This is a genomic window from Sphingobacterium paludis, from assembly GCF_004364125.1.
GTDB classification, from domain to species: domain Bacteria; phylum Bacteroidota; class Bacteroidia; order Sphingobacteriales; family Sphingobacteriaceae; genus Sphingobacterium; species Sphingobacterium paludis.
Window position 1 is genome coordinate 308,593 of sequence record NZ_SNZV01000003.1, and the last position, 16,401, is coordinate 324,993.

Annotated in this window: 17 protein-coding genes; 4 read left to right on the forward strand and 13 right to left on the reverse strand. The window is 40.7% G+C overall.

The window, feature by feature from the left end:
* The first annotated feature begins 105 nt into the window (after positions 1-105).
* A complete protein-coding gene (locus B0I21_RS07485; RefSeq protein ID WP_133639844.1) occupies positions 106-1,305 on the forward strand; it encodes an anhydro-N-acetylmuramic acid kinase in 1,200 nt (399 codons plus the stop codon).
* On the opposite strand, the gene B0I21_RS07490 is transcribed toward B0I21_RS07485, so the two are convergent.
* From B0I21_RS07490 to B0I21_RS07525, 8 genes are all read right to left on the reverse strand, one after another.
* On the reverse strand, positions 1,299-1,964 hold the full coding sequence (locus B0I21_RS07490; protein ID WP_133639845.1) for a DUF2461 domain-containing protein: 666 nt from the start codon (positions 1,962-1,964) through the stop codon (positions 1,299-1,301). The genes B0I21_RS07485 and B0I21_RS07490 overlap by 7 nt on opposite strands.
* 40 nt (positions 1,965-2,004) lie before the next feature.
* Positions 2,005-2,814 carry a phosphatidate cytidylyltransferase gene (locus B0I21_RS07495; protein ID WP_133639846.1) on the reverse strand — a complete coding sequence of 270 codons (810 nt, stop codon included), beginning with the start codon at positions 2,812-2,814 and terminating at the stop codon, positions 2,005-2,007.
* Positions 2,804-3,025: a putative signal transducing protein gene (locus tag B0I21_RS07500; RefSeq protein ID WP_133639847.1), complete on the reverse strand. Its 222-nt coding sequence runs from the start codon at positions 3,023-3,025 to the stop codon at positions 2,804-2,806. Before B0I21_RS07500 ends, B0I21_RS07495 begins: the two co-directional genes overlap by 11 nt.
* On the reverse strand, positions 3,006-3,932 hold the full coding sequence (locus tag B0I21_RS07505) for a CPBP family intramembrane glutamic endopeptidase (protein WP_133639848.1): 927 nt from the start codon (positions 3,930-3,932) through the stop codon (positions 3,006-3,008). The genes B0I21_RS07500 and B0I21_RS07505 overlap by 20 nt, the downstream gene beginning before the upstream one ends.
* Positions 3,933-3,998: 66 nt before the next feature.
* Positions 3,999-7,292 (reverse strand): S41 family peptidase, encoded by a 3,294-nt coding sequence (locus tag B0I21_RS07510; protein WP_133639849.1) that lies wholly within the window; start codon positions 7,290-7,292, stop codon positions 3,999-4,001.
* Positions 7,293-7,423: 131 nt separating this feature from the next.
* Positions 7,424-8,167, reverse strand: coding sequence for a zinc ribbon domain-containing protein (locus tag B0I21_RS07515; protein WP_133639850.1), 744 nt, complete (start codon positions 8,165-8,167; stop codon positions 7,424-7,426).
* 155 nt (positions 8,168-8,322) lie between these two features.
* A complete protein-coding gene (locus B0I21_RS07520) occupies positions 8,323-8,862 on the reverse strand; it encodes a hypothetical protein (RefSeq protein ID WP_133639851.1) in 540 nt (179 codons plus the stop codon).
* A gap of 117 nt (positions 8,863-8,979) precedes the next feature.
* Entirely contained in the window at positions 8,980-9,219 is a 240-nt protein-coding gene (locus tag B0I21_RS07525) for a helix-turn-helix domain-containing protein (RefSeq protein WP_133639852.1), read from the reverse strand.
* Between the two features lie 96 nt (positions 9,220-9,315).
* On the opposite strand from B0I21_RS07525, the gene B0I21_RS07530 reads away from it, so the two are divergent.
* The gene (locus B0I21_RS07530) at positions 9,316-10,251 is read left to right on the forward strand and encodes an Ig-like domain-containing protein (RefSeq protein WP_133639853.1); all 936 of its coding nucleotides are present in this window, start codon (positions 9,316-9,318) and stop codon (positions 10,249-10,251) included.
* 16 nt (positions 10,252-10,267) lie between these two features.
* Positions 10,268-10,711, forward strand: a complete 444-nt coding sequence (locus B0I21_RS07535) for a hypothetical protein (protein ID WP_133639854.1) — start codon at positions 10,268-10,270, stop codon at positions 10,709-10,711.
* 67 nt (positions 10,712-10,778) lie between these two features.
* On the opposite strand, the gene B0I21_RS07540 is transcribed toward B0I21_RS07535, so the two are convergent.
* From B0I21_RS07540 to B0I21_RS07560, 5 genes are all read right to left on the reverse strand, one after another.
* Positions 10,779-11,684 carry a hypothetical protein gene (locus tag B0I21_RS07540; protein WP_133639855.1) on the reverse strand — a complete coding sequence of 302 codons (906 nt, stop codon included), beginning with the start codon at positions 11,682-11,684 and terminating at the stop codon, positions 10,779-10,781.
* A gap of 502 nt (positions 11,685-12,186) precedes the next feature.
* Positions 12,187-13,452 carry a tyrosine-type recombinase/integrase gene (locus tag B0I21_RS07545; RefSeq protein WP_133639856.1) on the reverse strand — a complete coding sequence of 422 codons (1,266 nt, stop codon included), beginning with the start codon at positions 13,450-13,452 and terminating at the stop codon, positions 12,187-12,189.
* A 110-nt stretch (positions 13,453-13,562) separates the two neighbouring features.
* Positions 13,563-14,660, reverse strand: coding sequence for a Nif3-like dinuclear metal center hexameric protein (locus B0I21_RS07550; protein ID WP_133639857.1), 1,098 nt, complete (start codon positions 14,658-14,660; stop codon positions 13,563-13,565).
* The gene (locus tag B0I21_RS07555) at positions 14,650-15,138 is read right to left on the reverse strand and encodes a hypothetical protein (RefSeq protein ID WP_133639858.1); all 489 of its coding nucleotides are present in this window, start codon (positions 15,136-15,138) and stop codon (positions 14,650-14,652) included. The genes B0I21_RS07550 and B0I21_RS07555 overlap by 11 nt, the downstream gene beginning before the upstream one ends.
* Positions 15,139-15,149: 11 nt before the next feature.
* On the reverse strand, positions 15,150-15,866 hold the full coding sequence (locus B0I21_RS07560; RefSeq protein WP_133639859.1) for an SAM-dependent methyltransferase: 717 nt from the start codon (positions 15,864-15,866) through the stop codon (positions 15,150-15,152).
* Between the two features lie 119 nt (positions 15,867-15,985).
* On the opposite strand from B0I21_RS07560, the gene apaG reads away from it, so the two are divergent.
* Positions 15,986-16,372: a Co2+/Mg2+ efflux protein ApaG gene (apaG, locus tag B0I21_RS07565; RefSeq protein ID WP_133639860.1), complete on the forward strand. Its 387-nt coding sequence runs from the start codon at positions 15,986-15,988 to the stop codon at positions 16,370-16,372.
* Positions 16,373-16,401: the final 29 nt, after the last annotated feature.

Below are 16,401 nucleotides of genomic sequence, written 5' to 3' on the forward strand. Positions count from 1 at the left end.
CCCAAAAATAGAATTATCCTTTGATATAACCAAAATTTAGACATTCTGGCAGATTTAAATGTGTTCCATAACACTTTTAAACATAGATTTCTATATTTTAGGAGCATGAATCTGCAGATTGAAAAATTATACAGGCTGAGCGCTAAACCCAGCAGAAAGATTATCGGCTTGATGTCTGGCACATCCCTGGATGGTTTAGATATCGCTCTTTGTGAGATACGCGGTAGCGGCAAGCAAACAACTTTAGCACTGGAACGGTTCGTTACCATCCCGTATGATGATCTTTTCCGGTCGCAGATTCGCGAGATTTTCGCAAAGCGAACAATTGATCAGCAGGCTTTGTGCGGACTGCATGCCCATGTCGGCGCCGTGCACGCACAGCTCATCAACATGGCACTTGCCACCTGGGGAATAGCGGGCGAAACGATCGATCTGATCGCCAGCCATGGACAAACCGTTTACCACGCCCCTAAACGTATCCTGGATGGTTCAACGAGCTATCCTAACAGCACGCTACAGATTGGCGATGCTGATCATATCGCTAGGCATACAGGTATCATCACCTTAGCCGATTTTCGGCAAAAGCATATTGCTGCTGGGGGCGAGGGCGCTCCTTTAGCGGCTTACGGCGATTATTTACTCTTTGCAGACGAGGTAGAGAATCGAATCCTACTGAATATAGGCGGCATATCAAATTTCACCTACATTCCTTGCCGTAATTCCGAGAATCAGGCCTACGCCACCGATCTAGGACCAGGAAACACATTAATGAATCAGTTTATGAAAAGTGCGCTGGATCAAGAAATGGATGAGCATGGAGCAGAGGCTGCACGAGGTACAGTCGATGAGCGGCTATTACAAGCTTTACTGGACGACTCCTTTTTTTCGGCAGCATTTCCAAAAACAACCGGACCAGAAGTTTTCAATCTAGAGTACCTTGCACGCGCTCAAGAGCTTTCTGGCACGTCCGATTTGCGGACGGCAGATATCATGGCTACACTCAATCAGTTTTCGGCTGTTGTGATGGCGAATGGCATAAAATCGCAGGCAGAAGGACTTGATCATGTAGCAGTCTACGTCAGTGGCGGAGGTTTGCATAACCCTGTTTTGATGGCCGCACTAGGTGCGTTGCTTCCTACGATTTCAATCCAGGGCTTCGATGTACTAGGCGTGGATCCAGATGCCAAAGAGGCTTGTCTGTTCGCCGTGTTAGCCAATGAAACCGTGGCTGGTGCTGCTGAGCATGTCACGCAAATTAAAGATTCGCCAGCCGTGTGTATGGGAAAGGTAAGTTTTCCCTACTGATCCAAGGATTGGTGGATAAAGTTTTTGAACGGATGTATCCGTTTCGCGGTTTCCACGAGGTGCTGTATGCCTTGGGTATGCGTTAGTGCTGCATCATCAAACGCTTGATATAAGATAAAGCTTTTTAATTTGAGTATATCGATATGCGGGTCATCCTCACTGTAGCCTGCAGGCGGCCGCTTCAGTTTATCTTCTGTAGAGAGGTCGGCAGTTGTCCAGCCCCCCTGTTCTAAGGCTTGTTGAAGCGCTGGAAAATTATAGTCGATCTCTTGTCTTATTTGATCCAAATGCAGTTTCCCTGGGCGCCAATACCCCGCTGCTAAGAAGTTTTTTCCGGGTTCGAGGTGTATGTAATATTCGGGGCCTTCTAATTTCCGTCCGTCCAGCGATATTCCTGCTGCAAACCAAGTTTTATAGGGCGTTTTGTCTTTAGAAAAACGTGTATCCCGATATATCCTGAACAGGCATTTAGCCGCCTGGATATCCGTCGAGATATGCGGATCAAACCGGGCGAGCTCCTGAATCAATGAAGTAATGAAATCCTTCACATTCGAGAGCGCATCTTCATAACTTGCCCTATTAGCCTGAAACCATTCCCTATCATTATTGGCCTTTAATTGTCTTAGGAAATCGAAGGTTGCTTTATCTATCTTCATCATTCTACAGCGTTTATGGAGCGCTCCACGCTCGTTTTTATCGTTAAATCGGGTAAACAAAAAACTTCAAAAACAAATAGACCAACGGGGCAGCCATGAGCAATCCATCAAATCGGTCGAGCAGGCCGCCATGTCCGGGCAATATCCGGCCAGAATCCTTTACCCCACAGTTTCTTTTCAGCATTGACTCTACAAGATCGCCCAATGTTCCAAATATACTGATCAATAGCCCAACAACAATCCATTGGCCCAGCGTTAGTGTGGTGAAATAACGAGCTAAGCAAGCGGATGCGACCGATGCAAGAAGTAAACCTCCCCAGAAGCCTTCCCATGTCTTATTGGGCGAGATGCGTTCAAACAGTTTCCGCTTACCAAAGCTACGTCCAGCAAGATAGGCACCGGTGTCATTGGTCCATAAGATGATCAGAAAACCGAGCGGGACATACGCATTGTAAGCACTTTCTAAGAAGCCCAGATTCATAAAAATTCCGAAAGGTACCGCGGCGTAAATCATCCCGAAAAGGGTATAGGCAATGCTGGATATGGGATGGCCTTCCTTTCGAAACAACCCATTGATATAGACAACGAAAATTGCGGCAAATACGAGCAGCAAATATTGTTCTGGCAAATGGCCAGTCAGCACCATACTCAACAGCCCTAGGCTCACAAACGTGGTTACGCAACCGATAACAACCATAGGTTTGTTGTCATCTGTTTGAACCATGCTATAAAACTCGTATACAGCGCAGGCTGCCACAACAGCGAAAAATGACACGAATGCTACAGCTCCCCACAATACGGCAGCAATCAAAACGGCGATAAAGAAGAAACCGGTTATAGCCCTAGTCTTCATCTACTTCCTCTGAATTTTCTGCATGAATATAGGTGCCGGCTTCAACCACATCTTCTTCCCGAACGAAGAGCTCAATGCGACCAAATTTAAGCGATGAATCTTGCTTATTTAATAAGACAGCGGGAATACCTTGCTCTTCGAGCAATAGTTTCATCATCTCACTTGTCAATTCGTTTGTATAGGTAGCTACCTTAACCCAACCTTTTTCCATATAGCTTCTTTTTTTTCGCATATTGGTAAAACACCAGAGCGATAATAATACTGAAAACAAAGCTGCCAAGATACATAATTATTGCGTAAGAATCGGTCTTCGTCAAATCGCTGTACGCTTTCCCCTGCCGGGCATAATGGAATGCCAAGAGCACAACCGATGCATTGTTCACGAAATGTGCAAGAACTGCCGACCAGATATTGCCCGTCCACCACACGGTATAACCAAAAACAACACCCAGAAACAAGCGGGGGAAAAAACCATAAAATTGGAAATGTATCGCACTGAAAATTGTCCCAACGATCCATATCGTTGCATGATGATTCTTTAAAACACGCTGAAATATATGTTGCAACGAACCTCGGAAAAAGAATTCTTCTCCGATAGCCGGTAAGACAGCGATAACTATGATATTCAATACAAGCTTATCCCATGTGGTCACCATCACCGTATGCGCTGTCAGTTCGCCCATAGCATCTTCCTGGGTGCGCATCCATCCTTCTACACTGTCAAATGCTTCCGGAAGCTTCATCTGCATGTTCCACTCGGCAAGCAACGACATGAGCGGGGTCGAAACGGATAAGAACACGAGCGGAAACAGGTAGAGTAAAACATTTCGCACATTATTGGATGGAAAAAATGTATACTGAGGTCGCCTGAGTTGGAGGAAGTATGCCGGGAGCAAAAATGAGCCTACCGAGCCAGAGGCCAAGGTCATATAATGCAGGAAGCTGGTTTCACCATCTGGCCTGTTAGCTCCCGACAGCAATGCGGTAACATCTTGGCCAAGAGCGAACGATATAATCAGTATGAACAGTTGAAGCAGTACCGTAAATAGTATCGCCATCCCAAATAGCAGCAACAGATCGGACCATGGGCTCTTCTCGCCTGTATGGATTACATTCATACGTTAAAAATAAACATTCCTACAAGCTAATAAGCAAAAAGGAGCGAAAATTTCGCTCCTTTTTGCTTATCTAACTCGAATCGGATCTTTCGGATCTTTAAGCTCTTTATATGGATAGGTTTTCATTTCCTCCATAAGCAAATTAACCGTTTTTTCCAATTGGGGATCTCGGCCCTCCAACAAGTCTTTTGGCATTTGTTCTACAAATATATCGGGTGCCACGCCTTCATTTTCGATGATGTAGTTGCCCTGCAGATCGAATATACCAAAATTAGGCGAAGTGATACTACCACCATCCAACAGCGGCGGATAGCCGGAAATTCCAACTAAGATGCCCATTGTTGTACGTCCTACCAGCTTTCCTAGATCTTTAAAACGAAACATATAAGGCATCATATCACCACCAGAACCTGCATTTTCATTGATGATCATGGCTTTCGGCCCGAAAATTCCGTTTCCAGGTGTCGTGAAGCTCTTTCCATCGCGAATCTTCCAACCGGTCATGAGGTCTCTGGATAGCAAATCGATAACGTAATCGGCCACTGAACCACCTCCGTTGTTACGTTCGTCGAGTAAAAGTGCTTTTTTATCCATTTGGGAAAAGTAATACCGATTAAAATAGGTATAGCCGTCGGATCCCGTATTTGGCATATAGACGTAGGCTATTTTTCCTTGGCTAAGGGCATCCACTTTCTTGCGGTTTCCTTCTACCCAATCCATGCGACGCAAAGCAATCTCGTCTGTAAAAGCGATGGGTTTAACAACGACTTCCCGAGCACCTTGCAACGATGCCGTGCTATTAATTTTTAAGGTTACCTGCTTATCGACCGTGTTTTCCAACAACTGGTATATATTGATACCACGCTGTAATACTATTCCGTTTACAGCGAGGATATATTCGCCCTCTTTAATGTTCAATCCCGGCTCGGCCAGCGGTGCTTTAAAGGACGGATTCCAATCCAGGCGCGTATAGATTTTCGAAATCTTGTATCCATTTTTAACGGCTTCTAGGTCAGCACCTAGCGTGCCTGTATTGACAGACGGGCTCGACGGCTGGTCTCCTGGGTAAATATAGTTATGTCCCACGACCATTTCGCCCATCATCTCGTTCAATAAATAGCCCAAATCTGATCGGTGCCCTACATATGGCAGGAACTTAGCATATTTTGTTTTTACGCTATTCCAATCAACACCATGCATATTTTCAACGTAGAAAAACTCTTTTTGCATCGCCCACACTTCATGGAACACCTGCTTCCATTCCGCCTCGGGATCGACCAGTTGCTTGATGTCTTTAAACTCCAGCTTGCCGCTCTCCGCAGCGGGCTTTTGACCGGCTGCCACGATGAAATAATTTTTGTTGCTGCTGTAGATCATTTTCTTCCCGTCTGCACTGATCTCAAACCCGTTCGCATTGTCAACGATTGTTTTATCTTCCAGCTTGACAAGGTCATACACACCAATGGATCTTCCGCGCATGTAGGTCAGCATATTTTCGGTTGCGCCATCGAGACGATAGTAACCCGGTTGGAGGGGTAGGGCAACAATTCGATTGTTTATCCCATCCAGGTCAACCTTTGTTTTAACAACTTTGCTGTCTTTTGCTTCACCTTCTTCTTTATCCTTATTTTTACGCTCTTCTTTTTCTTTGCTCTCCTCCTTTTTCTTGTCGTCCTTTTTTTCGTCGCCTACTTTTTCTTCATCACTCTCGTTCTTAAAAATAGATGGCGTGTCTTTGGAAAGAATAAAGGCATATACGTTGAAGCTCACATTTTTTTCATAGGCAGACATGTGTAAGCCGGAGTTTGTCAACCCAACATTCGTACTGGCGGTGAAGAATAAGTACTTCCCATCGCGACTAAACGTTGGTTGGTTAACGGTACTCATACCATCTGTGATCTGCGTTTGCTGCTTGGTTTGCAGGTTATACATAAACATGGTACGGACACCGTTTCCAAGGCTTTTGATGTAGGCTATCCAATTGGAATCATAAGACCATGCGGGCTGAAAATGATTGGAGGTACGCCCTGTTGTGGAACTCAATTTGTCATTATCGACCAACGTCACCTTTTTCGTCTCTATATCCACATAATATAGGTTGAGGTGGGCGTCATTGTAAAAAAGCTTTTTAGAGTCTGGAGACCAAGTGGGCTCATAATAGAAAGACGTCTGGCCGAGCGGGATATAGATGGGCTCATCTTTGGCCATTTGATCCCGGAGCACCAACTCATATTTACCGTTTTTATCCGATAGGTACGATATCCATTTACCGTTTGGCGACCAGGCTGGAAAACGCTCATGAGAGCCCGGCGAATTGGATATGTTTCGTGCATCACCTTTTTCTTTGGGTACTGTAAAAATTTCGCCACGGTTTTCGAACAAAGCGCGCTGGCCGGTAGGGGAGATTCCATACGAACGTATGTCCTTACCCATATCGATGTAATGCGGTCTTCTGTATAATGCATCGGCGTTTACACGAATTGCCAAACTTTGAACCTTGTTATTGCCTGTATTTAATATATGGATGCGACCATCATACTCAAACGTCAATTCGTTTCCTTTACCATTCAAGGTCCGTACATCATAATCTTTGTAATTGGTGATCTTCGTAACTTGTTTTGTTTTCGTGTCGTAACTGTAGATGTTGACTATCTTGTCGCGGTCTGATAAGAAAAAAACTTTATCGCCGAGCCATACGGGCTTCACATCATTACAGCGTTCGCCAGGGATAGCTTCCACATCTTTGGTTTGTGTATCGAAAATCCATATCGAAGGCATGCCGCCACCGCGATAGCGCTTGAAGGCGACGCGATCACGTTCCGTTGGGTCCGTATTCTTTATATATGCCCAATAACGACCATCTGCCGAAGGGCTACCTTGATAGGCTTCTGGCATCAGTAAAGGTGTAGACATTTCGCCATCTACTGTCGATTTATACAACCTGGATCCTAGGGAATAAGTAAACTCGCGTGTGGTGGTAAAATAAACTTCGTTGTTGTTCAGCCAACCACGTAGCACATCTGCTGCAGGGTGATGCGTAACACGCTTTGGCGCACCGCCATTGATGGATATAACATATACATCCGTATTGCCGTCGTAATTACCGGTAAATGCAACCTGTTGCCCGTCGGGAGAGAAAATGGGGTTTTGCTCCACAGCAGGATTTACAGTAAGCTGGCGCGGATTGGAACCGTCTTTGTCGGCGATCCAGATGTCGCCCGCATAGACAAACGATACGTGTTTATCACTGATACTGGGACTACGCAGCAGCCATGTTTCCTTCGGTTGTGCCTGTGTAGAGCCCAATAAGATGTTCGTACAAAGCAATCCAAACCAAACGATAGAATTTTTGTATTTCATGAAGATAGTAACTAATGAATTCCGTCAAAAATAATGGAATTTACGATATTTTCGTATATGTATCATAGATTTTGTACAAAAAAAGGGCTGGTTTATAAAACCAGCCCTTTGTAAATACTTTTTTTCTTCAATTATCCGTTCTCTTCTTCGAAAACGATACCCTCATCAACTATAATACGTCCGCAATGCTCGCAAATAATGATTTTTTTGCGTTGACGAATTTCAGATTGCAACTGAGGGGGTATTTTGTTGTAACAACCCGAGCAGCTATCGCGTTCGATAGAAACTACGGCTAACCCATTTCGGAAAGAACTGCGCAATTTGCTGTATACTTTAAGCAAGCGATCTTCAATGTGGGTTGTAGCAGCTTCGGCCTTATCGCTTAGCGCATCTTCCTCTTTTTGTGTTTCAGAGGTGATTGTCTCCAACTCTTGTTTCTTCACATCAAGCTCGCCTTTGCTATAATCCACGTTTTTCAACGTGCTCTCGTAGCCTTCTGTTTTGTTCTTGATTTCAAACTCAGCCTCACGTATACGTTTTTCGCATACTTGGATCTCTAACCCTTGAATCTCGATTTCTTTCGAAATAGCATCATATTCACGGTTGTTTTTCACCTCGTTTAGCTGTCCTTCGTATTTCTTGATGGCTGCTTGCGCATCTTTGATCATGTTTTTACGCTTCACGATAGAATCTTCCAGATCGTCAAGATCTGTTCTAATTTTTTCGATACGCGTATCAAGACCAGCAATCTCGTCTTCAAGATCGGCTACCTCAATAGGCAACTCGCCACGTACCTGACGAATCTTGTCTATTTTTGTGTGAATGGACTGCAACGCCCATAATGCTTTTAACTTCTGTTCTACGGTTTGTTCCATTAACTGTAGTATTTTATATGATATTTTTTAACTTACTTATTTCCAGTCAATTTAATTTGACTCATGAATGCATTGGTATCAATTTTGGTTTCAATAATACCCATTTTGAGATTATAACCTGCGATTGATTAAAAACAATACAACGGGCAAAGATACTATTTTTTTCTGATTATTTTTTTCAAGTTTTTAAGCTCCATTTTATTGACTATATTACTCTCTTCATCATTGACTTTAGTTGAAGGCGTAAAAGCTTCTTTAACACCCTCAAGCACCTTACTTCGTATTCCAACTAGTATATGTTCAGGCACTTGTATGTTGTTACGCTCTAATTCTTTGTTAACTATTGACAGGATTGTTTCGACGTCGGAATCATCTTTATGGTAAAGCAAATCTCGGATATTCGCATAATTTTCGCGTAATTCAGAAATAAATAATCTTATATGCAGTTGCACAGTTATCGACTCTAAATCTAGAATATTATCTTTTGCGACTATACCTTTACGGCTCTCTATATCTTCGCTTATGTTTTCAATTAATCCATTAAGAAAAGTAAGCAATTCTTCTGGTTTTTCCGTAGCCAAGTAGTGCAGAATAGTTTGCTTATCCTCTTCTTTATAATAATTTAGAATCTGGTACAAATGAATCGAAGGCTGTAATAGCATTCTTAATGCTCTGAAATCGTAACTATCTTGCATCTACAAATGTAAAAATAATGTACGGTAGAAATTAGATATAGAAAACTATAGCATGAAATCTAGCCAGAATTTCAATACCAAAGTTGCAATCGAAAATATTTGATAAACTTAGTGTAGTTAATCCTCTTCCAACAATTGAGAAGGTTTAATGCCGAGAAAAGCAGCGATATCAAATACAATTGAAATATTTGTATTGACTAGCGCTCGCTCAATACGACTAATTTGCGAATAGTCTACATCGATTTCGTTTGCAAGCTGTTCAATCGTTATTCCCTTACTCTCTCTATATCTTCGTATATTCTTCGCTAAGATAAGAATCCCTCTTTCATTACGCTTATGTTTCTTACCCTTCGGCATTTTACCAAGAAAAGAAATAATAGGATTTTGATATAGGGCTTAAAAGCCTTATTTTTACAGCTCGATAAACCATATTATTCAACTAATTTTTATAAAATGTCGAAATATTTTATTTTAAGTTGCCTCGCGAATTTAATGCTCTTTTCGTTTGTAGGCTGTTCGAAAGATGAACCTATCAATGAAAAAGAGGTCATCGGAAGTGAGATTGCTGTGGCTGAAGTTAAATTTGAAGTTAGTTCTGGCAAAGCCATTATTGGTTCAGCGGTACAACTACAGGTGACAATCTATCCAAGTAATGCTAGCAATAAGAATGTAAAATGGGAGTCAAACAATCATAATGTAGCTACCGTTGACCACAACGGACTCGTAAAGACTTATAGAAACGGAGAGGTAGAAATTTCCGCTACTAGCGAAAATGGCAATAAAAAGGCTGTCTACAAAATGGATGTTAGTTTACTCGGTGTAACAGACATCGCGCCTCTTAAAAATACTTACTTGATTCTTTTGGGTGAAAAAGAACGTATTACTGTGACAGTTGTTCCCGAAAATGCTGAAAATAGAAAATTGGTTTGGAAAAGTTCCAATGAAAGTATCGCCACAGTTAGTACTGAAGGGGTTGTTACATCCTTACAGAAAGGCGATGTAATAATCACTGCTAACTCAGAAAGTAATCCAGACATAAAAAGAGAATTTGCTGTAACTGTGTTTGATAACGTTGAGGAATACGTTACAACCACTATTACAAATAAAGAGTTTACAGATAGTAACGGATATATAATAGGCTCATTCCGCTTTTACATATCGTCTCCAGCTGATTTAGACATCAATGAAATTGATTTGTTACTTAAAGATGGTAATTCCGCGACGACAATCCGAGAAACTCATATAGGAAAGGAATACTTTCATACCGATGCAGGAAATAACATATTCGGTGCCACTATCAGACTGACTAATCCAGCATATAAGCCTAGTCTTGATATAAAATATACCTACAAAGGAAAAGTCTATATCCGTAACCTTTCAATCTACTAACAGTAGTACAAAATTTATGAAATATAAAACCATGAATATGAAGGCCAAAAATCTAAAAATTCAGCTCATTTTGTTTCCAATTCTTTTATTAGTAGGAACTATTTTATCTTGTTCAAAAGAAAAAGTAGATGAAACTTTAGTTGGTGTATATATACTCCAAAAAACTGGCATTGTTAAGGAGGGCATATTCATCGAAAGTGATAAAAACGATGAAAACTACGAAGAGATTCAATCTGAATTAACATTACTTGCTGATAAATCCTTTAGAATCGTATCTACTGTAGACGGTAGAAGCAGTGTATCAATTGGAACATACAACGAACAAACGATGCAATTCTCTATGCAAGATGAAAATGGTATTCACTCCTCGTTTGATTTCTATTTCGATGGACAATTTTTGGTTATTGTCACCGAAGAAAATGATTTTGATAGTAACGTAGCATACTATCTAAAAAAATGATTGATATAGCCCCTTAAGCAGGGGCTATCAATCAAAAACATATAATGAAAATAGGGTTTTAACCCCTTTAGTTGTGCAGTCCAATTATACCGTATCTTTTAAGCTTATTTTGCGTTTGGGGATGAGTATAGGTTTTTAGTGAGTAATTAATATCATCCACCAAATCCGATTGAGTGACGAGCCTATTACTGCATTTGTTTATATTACATTCTGCATAAACTTCTTCAGCATTCAGCCTCTTTTTCTCCTCGTTCATGTAACCTATACATTCTTTAATGTCATACACCTTTTTTACCATCTGCTTTTTTCGAGTGGAATAGTGCCACCTATTTTGCAAATATGTATGTACATTCGCAATTGTGGTATCTATTATATTTATTGCAATATGCGCGTGGTAACTGTTGTCATAGTGGCTCTTATGCACTACGTAGTAATAATTGTCGTAGATAGGTTTGCCGTTCTTGACAAGGGATTGAATGTATTTTTCCGTGCGTTGAATGCAAGACTGTAGGCTAATTGCTCGTGCAATCTGATATTTGTCTTGATTGCGCAATTGGTGATAACCATCACTTGTCTTGGCTATATTTCTATCCCTTTTGTCTATTGTTAATCCGTCCTGCAAGGACAGAAAATAATTGAATTGATAATGCTCTGAATAGAATTTCTTTGTAGCTTCTACAAGCTTGTTTTTGCTTTTGATAGACAAAGACTTATCTATATCTTTTTTGTATTGGCTCACCTGTTGCTTGTATTTGTCTCTCCTACGTTGTTTAATTCTCTCTTGTGATTCTTCAGGTGTAAATATTGCTTGCTTACCTGCACTTGTATTTACCCTTGTAACCTTGACTATTCCACTGTTCAAATGCTTGGTCAATCTAAGCTTATAGTCATCTAATACAACCGTACTTACATACCTTGTGTTATGGATGATATTTTTAATATTTTCTTTGTTTTTGATTGTTTTATACAACATTATATATTCAATTTTCAGTAATTAATGTGACAATATTTTTCTACAATAAGACCTTATAAGTAAAGCGCTTACAAGGGGATTTTAAATTAATTAAAGGATTAATGCAATTAACATTAACCGATATCAACTAACATAGGTCAACAATGAAGCAAACCCAAATTTTTCGACTAGGATTAATGTAATATAAGGATGACTTATTGTGTAGTTTGCTTGTTGGAGCGAATGCAAAGCCTTTATTTTCAGACTCAAAAAATTACCAAAAAATTTTTAAGGCGTGATTCATTAACGAACCCACCCAGCAAATGCCGATATATCCCGTTTTTTAGCGGCATAGGGGGATACCTACAATTCAATGACTTTTGTTGTTGTTGCTTTGCTGCGGTAATGGGGGGGGAGTAGGGGGTAATAGTGGGGTTATTACAAGGTTTAGGAGGGGTTTTAAGTGGGGGCGGTATCATGGCTACGCCATCGATACAAGCCCCTTTCGTTGTTATAGCTGTTGTTATAGCTTGGGAAATTCAGGTAGTTTCGGCTTATGTTGCCTTGCATAAATCTGTGCTATTTCCGTTTTTTTGTGTCCGCTAATCTGTATTATTTGTTCCAATGTCCAATTATTCTCTCTTAAAAATACAATGCTAGTATGTTTGTAACCGTAAAGTGTATGGTTAGGGGTGAATATGCGTGATAATGATGGATTAGATTTGTACGCCTTGATAATTTGTTTATCTCTGAAATGGCTGAATTTTAGAGTGTAGTCTTGCCTGTGAGATTGGTTTGAAGCAAACAATTGATATTGTTTTTTCTGTCCTCTAACGCTTGGAACGTACTCATAACCGAATAGATAACTGTCTTCATTTACTTCATTATCTGCAATGTATTGTTCAATGATTTCCTTAAGTGATGGGTGCAATTGTATTGTAACCGCCTTACCTGTTTTAATTTTATCCGCTGGAATATGCAGGATATTATTACTTAAATTGAAATCCGATAATTGTAAACGAACAAGTGTGTCAGGTCGGTGCAGTGTGTAGAATAAGAACTTACAAATTAACATTAACTCCATACTCGCGTAATTTTGTAATTGCATAAAACTGTCATTCACAAACTCCGATTCAATAATTTGATGTTTTTCAGACTCATTTAGGGTAATTGATTTAATTACCTTCAAAGGATTTTTTATTGTTTGCTCTTTAATGTCAATTATGTAGTTGTACACCATCCGATGATAGTTCAGTATGTCATTATAATAGGCATCTGATACATTATTAGCCTTTACGTACTGAAAATAGGATATGAATAAATGCTTATCTGCATTACTTAAGCTAATGTTTCCCTGCTTGATAGAAGTCAAATATTCTGTGAAGGTATTCAACTTTGATTTGTATTGAATAAGACTGCTAGCCTTTATTTTTTCCCTTGTTTTATATTCAATAAAGTCATTGTAATAGCTAAGCAATGATAGTTCATTGCTTGGTAGCTTGAATAACTTGTTAGTTGGGTCAAATTCTCTAGTATCAATCCATTCCCTTAGTTTTTGTTCTATGCTATTAATTAGTTGCAAACGTTCCGCTACTCTTTTTTTAATTTCACGATTAGTTATGTCTTTTTTAATGGTGAAGTACTTAGTGTTTAACCCCTCTGCAAACTTATAAACACAACGTTTACCTTCGTAATAGTAATTTACATATACTTTTACCAAGTTGCCTTTTGCCTCAAATGTGTGTTTAGGCTCCGAAAACCTATATTTTTCATTATTATTTACAATCATTTTATTGGTATCAATTTTGGTATCAACTGCACTTTAAGCAGGATTAAATCCATAAAAAAAGCCCCTTAATGCTTAATTAGGAGGCTCAAATATATGATTTTTTAGGATTATTAACTGTAGTATTTTATAGGATTTGTCTCTATTTCTGTCAATAGGACAGCAAAGTTAGCAAATTTTTTCTGAATAATTTCTAATAATAATTCTTGAGTAAATTGTTCACTTTCAAAATGTCCGATATCTGCGATAACGATTTCATCTTCCGCATCAAAGAACTCATGATATTTGTAATCTGCGGAGATGAACACATCAGCTCCAGAGCGCTTAGCTTCGCTCAAGAGAAAGCCGCCAGACCCGCCGCAAAGAGCAACCCGTTCTATGGGTTTATCGGGCAGGCGTGTGTGCCGAATAACGTGTAGATTAAGCTTGCGCTTCAGGTAGGCAAGGAAATCGCCAGCACTCATCGGCTGTTCCAGGTTACCTATAGCGCCCGAACCGACCGTGAAATGCGGGTTTTCCAGTGCAATGATGTCGTGGGCAACTTCTTCATACGGGTGAGATTGATACATCGCCATTAAAATGGACCGCTCTTTTAAGGCGGGATACACGACTTCAATCTTCGTCTCTTCGACACGTTCCTGCACGCCTACTATACCGATTGCCGGGTCGGCGCCTTCCAAGGCTCGGAACGTTCCATAGCCCACGGTATTGTAGCTGCATTGATCATAATTACCTATTCCGCCGGCGCCTGCGGCAAACAGACTTTCGCGAACCAGTTCGATATGTGTCCGCGGAACGTATACAGCCAGTTTTTTCAGCAATCCTTGTTTAGGTTGCAATACCGCATGCGATACCAAACCAAGTTTTTCCGCCAGTTTACTGCTTACACCTCCCGAGATATTATCGAGGTTGGTATGTATGGCATAAAGCGCTATATTATGTTGAATAGCCTTGATAATCACCCGCTCTACATAGTTTTTTCCATTAAGCTTTTTTAAGCCTTTGAACACAATAGGATGGTGGGAAATGATGATATCGCAACCCTTCTCGATGGCTTCATCGACGATATCTTCTGTGCAGTCCAATGCGATGAGCGCCCGTTGTATCTCCTCATCGGGGTTTCCAACAATTAGCCCTGCATTGTCATAACTTTCCTGAAGGGAGAGCGGGGCAATCTCCTCCAGATATTGCGTGAGTTCTTTAATTTTCATCTTCCTTATTTTGCACCGTATAATCCTCGCCAAATTGTTGAATGTGCATTTTAAGCAATACCTTGTGTTCGTGAATTTTTACCCAGTAGGTGATAAAATATACCAGATGTAAAACAAAAACCACCGTTAGTATGAAAAGCGGGAGTGGGATATTGCTTATTAAAAATGTCCATGCAAACAGCATACCCCACTTTTGGGTGGGCCGTTCTTCAACCTCGACCTGTCGATCGAAAAACTCATTATTGAGGGAATCCGTCAATCGACGGACAACTTCAAAATTCCAGTAAATATTGAATAAAGGCAGGGCAACATACCACACCTGGCCCGGCAATATATTTCTGTTTTCTTTCTTCACCAATTTCAGCGTACTGTATATGGTGTAGGCGAAAATAATCCAAATCACAATACGCATTGCGCCAGCGGCTAGCGCGACATACAACATCTCGGTTGTGATATTTTCAGGCAGCATCTCCAACATAATTCTTTATACTAGTGTGGCACATACAATAGGAAGATTGTCGGCTTTTTGTGAAGATCGACGTCATTACCCTTCCAATCGTATATGCTATGTGTAACAACCATCTCGTCTTTCGCCGTGAGATTACTGGCCACGCAAAGCTTCGTCTGCTCCTTGCATTGTTTTAACAATTCGCCCAATAGCGTGTTATTGCGATAGGGCGTTTCTATAAAAATTTGTGTCTGTTTTTCTTTTGCCGATTGCGCTTCAAGCTCTTTAATTTTTCTGGATCGTTCGGCTTTATCAATAGGTAAATAGCCGTGAAAGGCGAATTTTTGCCCACTAAATCCAGAAGCCATCAAGGCCAGTAAAATGGAACTAGGACCGACAAGCGGAACGACCTTTATCCCTCGTTTATGCGCTTCTGCGACAACTTCTGCACCGGGATCTGCCACCCCTGGGCAGCCGGCCTCGGACATCAAGCCGATATCATTCCCCAACATCACCGAACTAAAAATGGTATCATAATTCACCGATTCACGCGCGTGTTTCCCATAGTCATGCATCGTCAATTCACCCTGCGGGCGTTTCAGACCTGCTTGCTTTAAAAACCGACGAGCCGTCTTTTCGTTTTCCACGACATATTCCTTGAGCTGTTCGATAACTTCATGGTGCAGCGCTGTATACGATGCAAATGCAGCTTCCTCGGCCAAAGGCACCGGAACAAGATACAAAATCCCTTTTGACATATTCAAAACTACTAAATATTAAACGACTGCCGTATGCCATTGATTGAAGTAAATAAAAGAAAATTTGAGTTTTCAATATATTTTAATAATTTGGCAATGACTAATAAGTTTGTTTTCAAATGACTACACAGATCACAGCAGGTGTAAAAGTATCCGTAGACGTTGTTTATCAGCCCGAATACTCTAATCCAGAAAAGCTGCATTTTATGTTCTCTTATCAAATTACGATTGAGAACTTAAGTGATTCAACCATACAACTTGTGAGTAGACATTGGGATATCTTCGATTCAAACGGCGACTATAAAAGCGTAGACGGCGAAGGCGTTGTTGGCGAACAACCTATTCTCGCTCCAGGAAGTATACATCAATATACTTCGGGATGCAACTTAAAAAGCGATATAGGTTTTATGGAAGGTTATTACGCAATGAACAAGGAACTGGATGGAAGCCACTTTCTGGTGGATATACCGAGATTTAATTTGATCGCTTCCTACAAGCTCAATTAAATTTTTAATGCTTATGTAAATTAATGCCG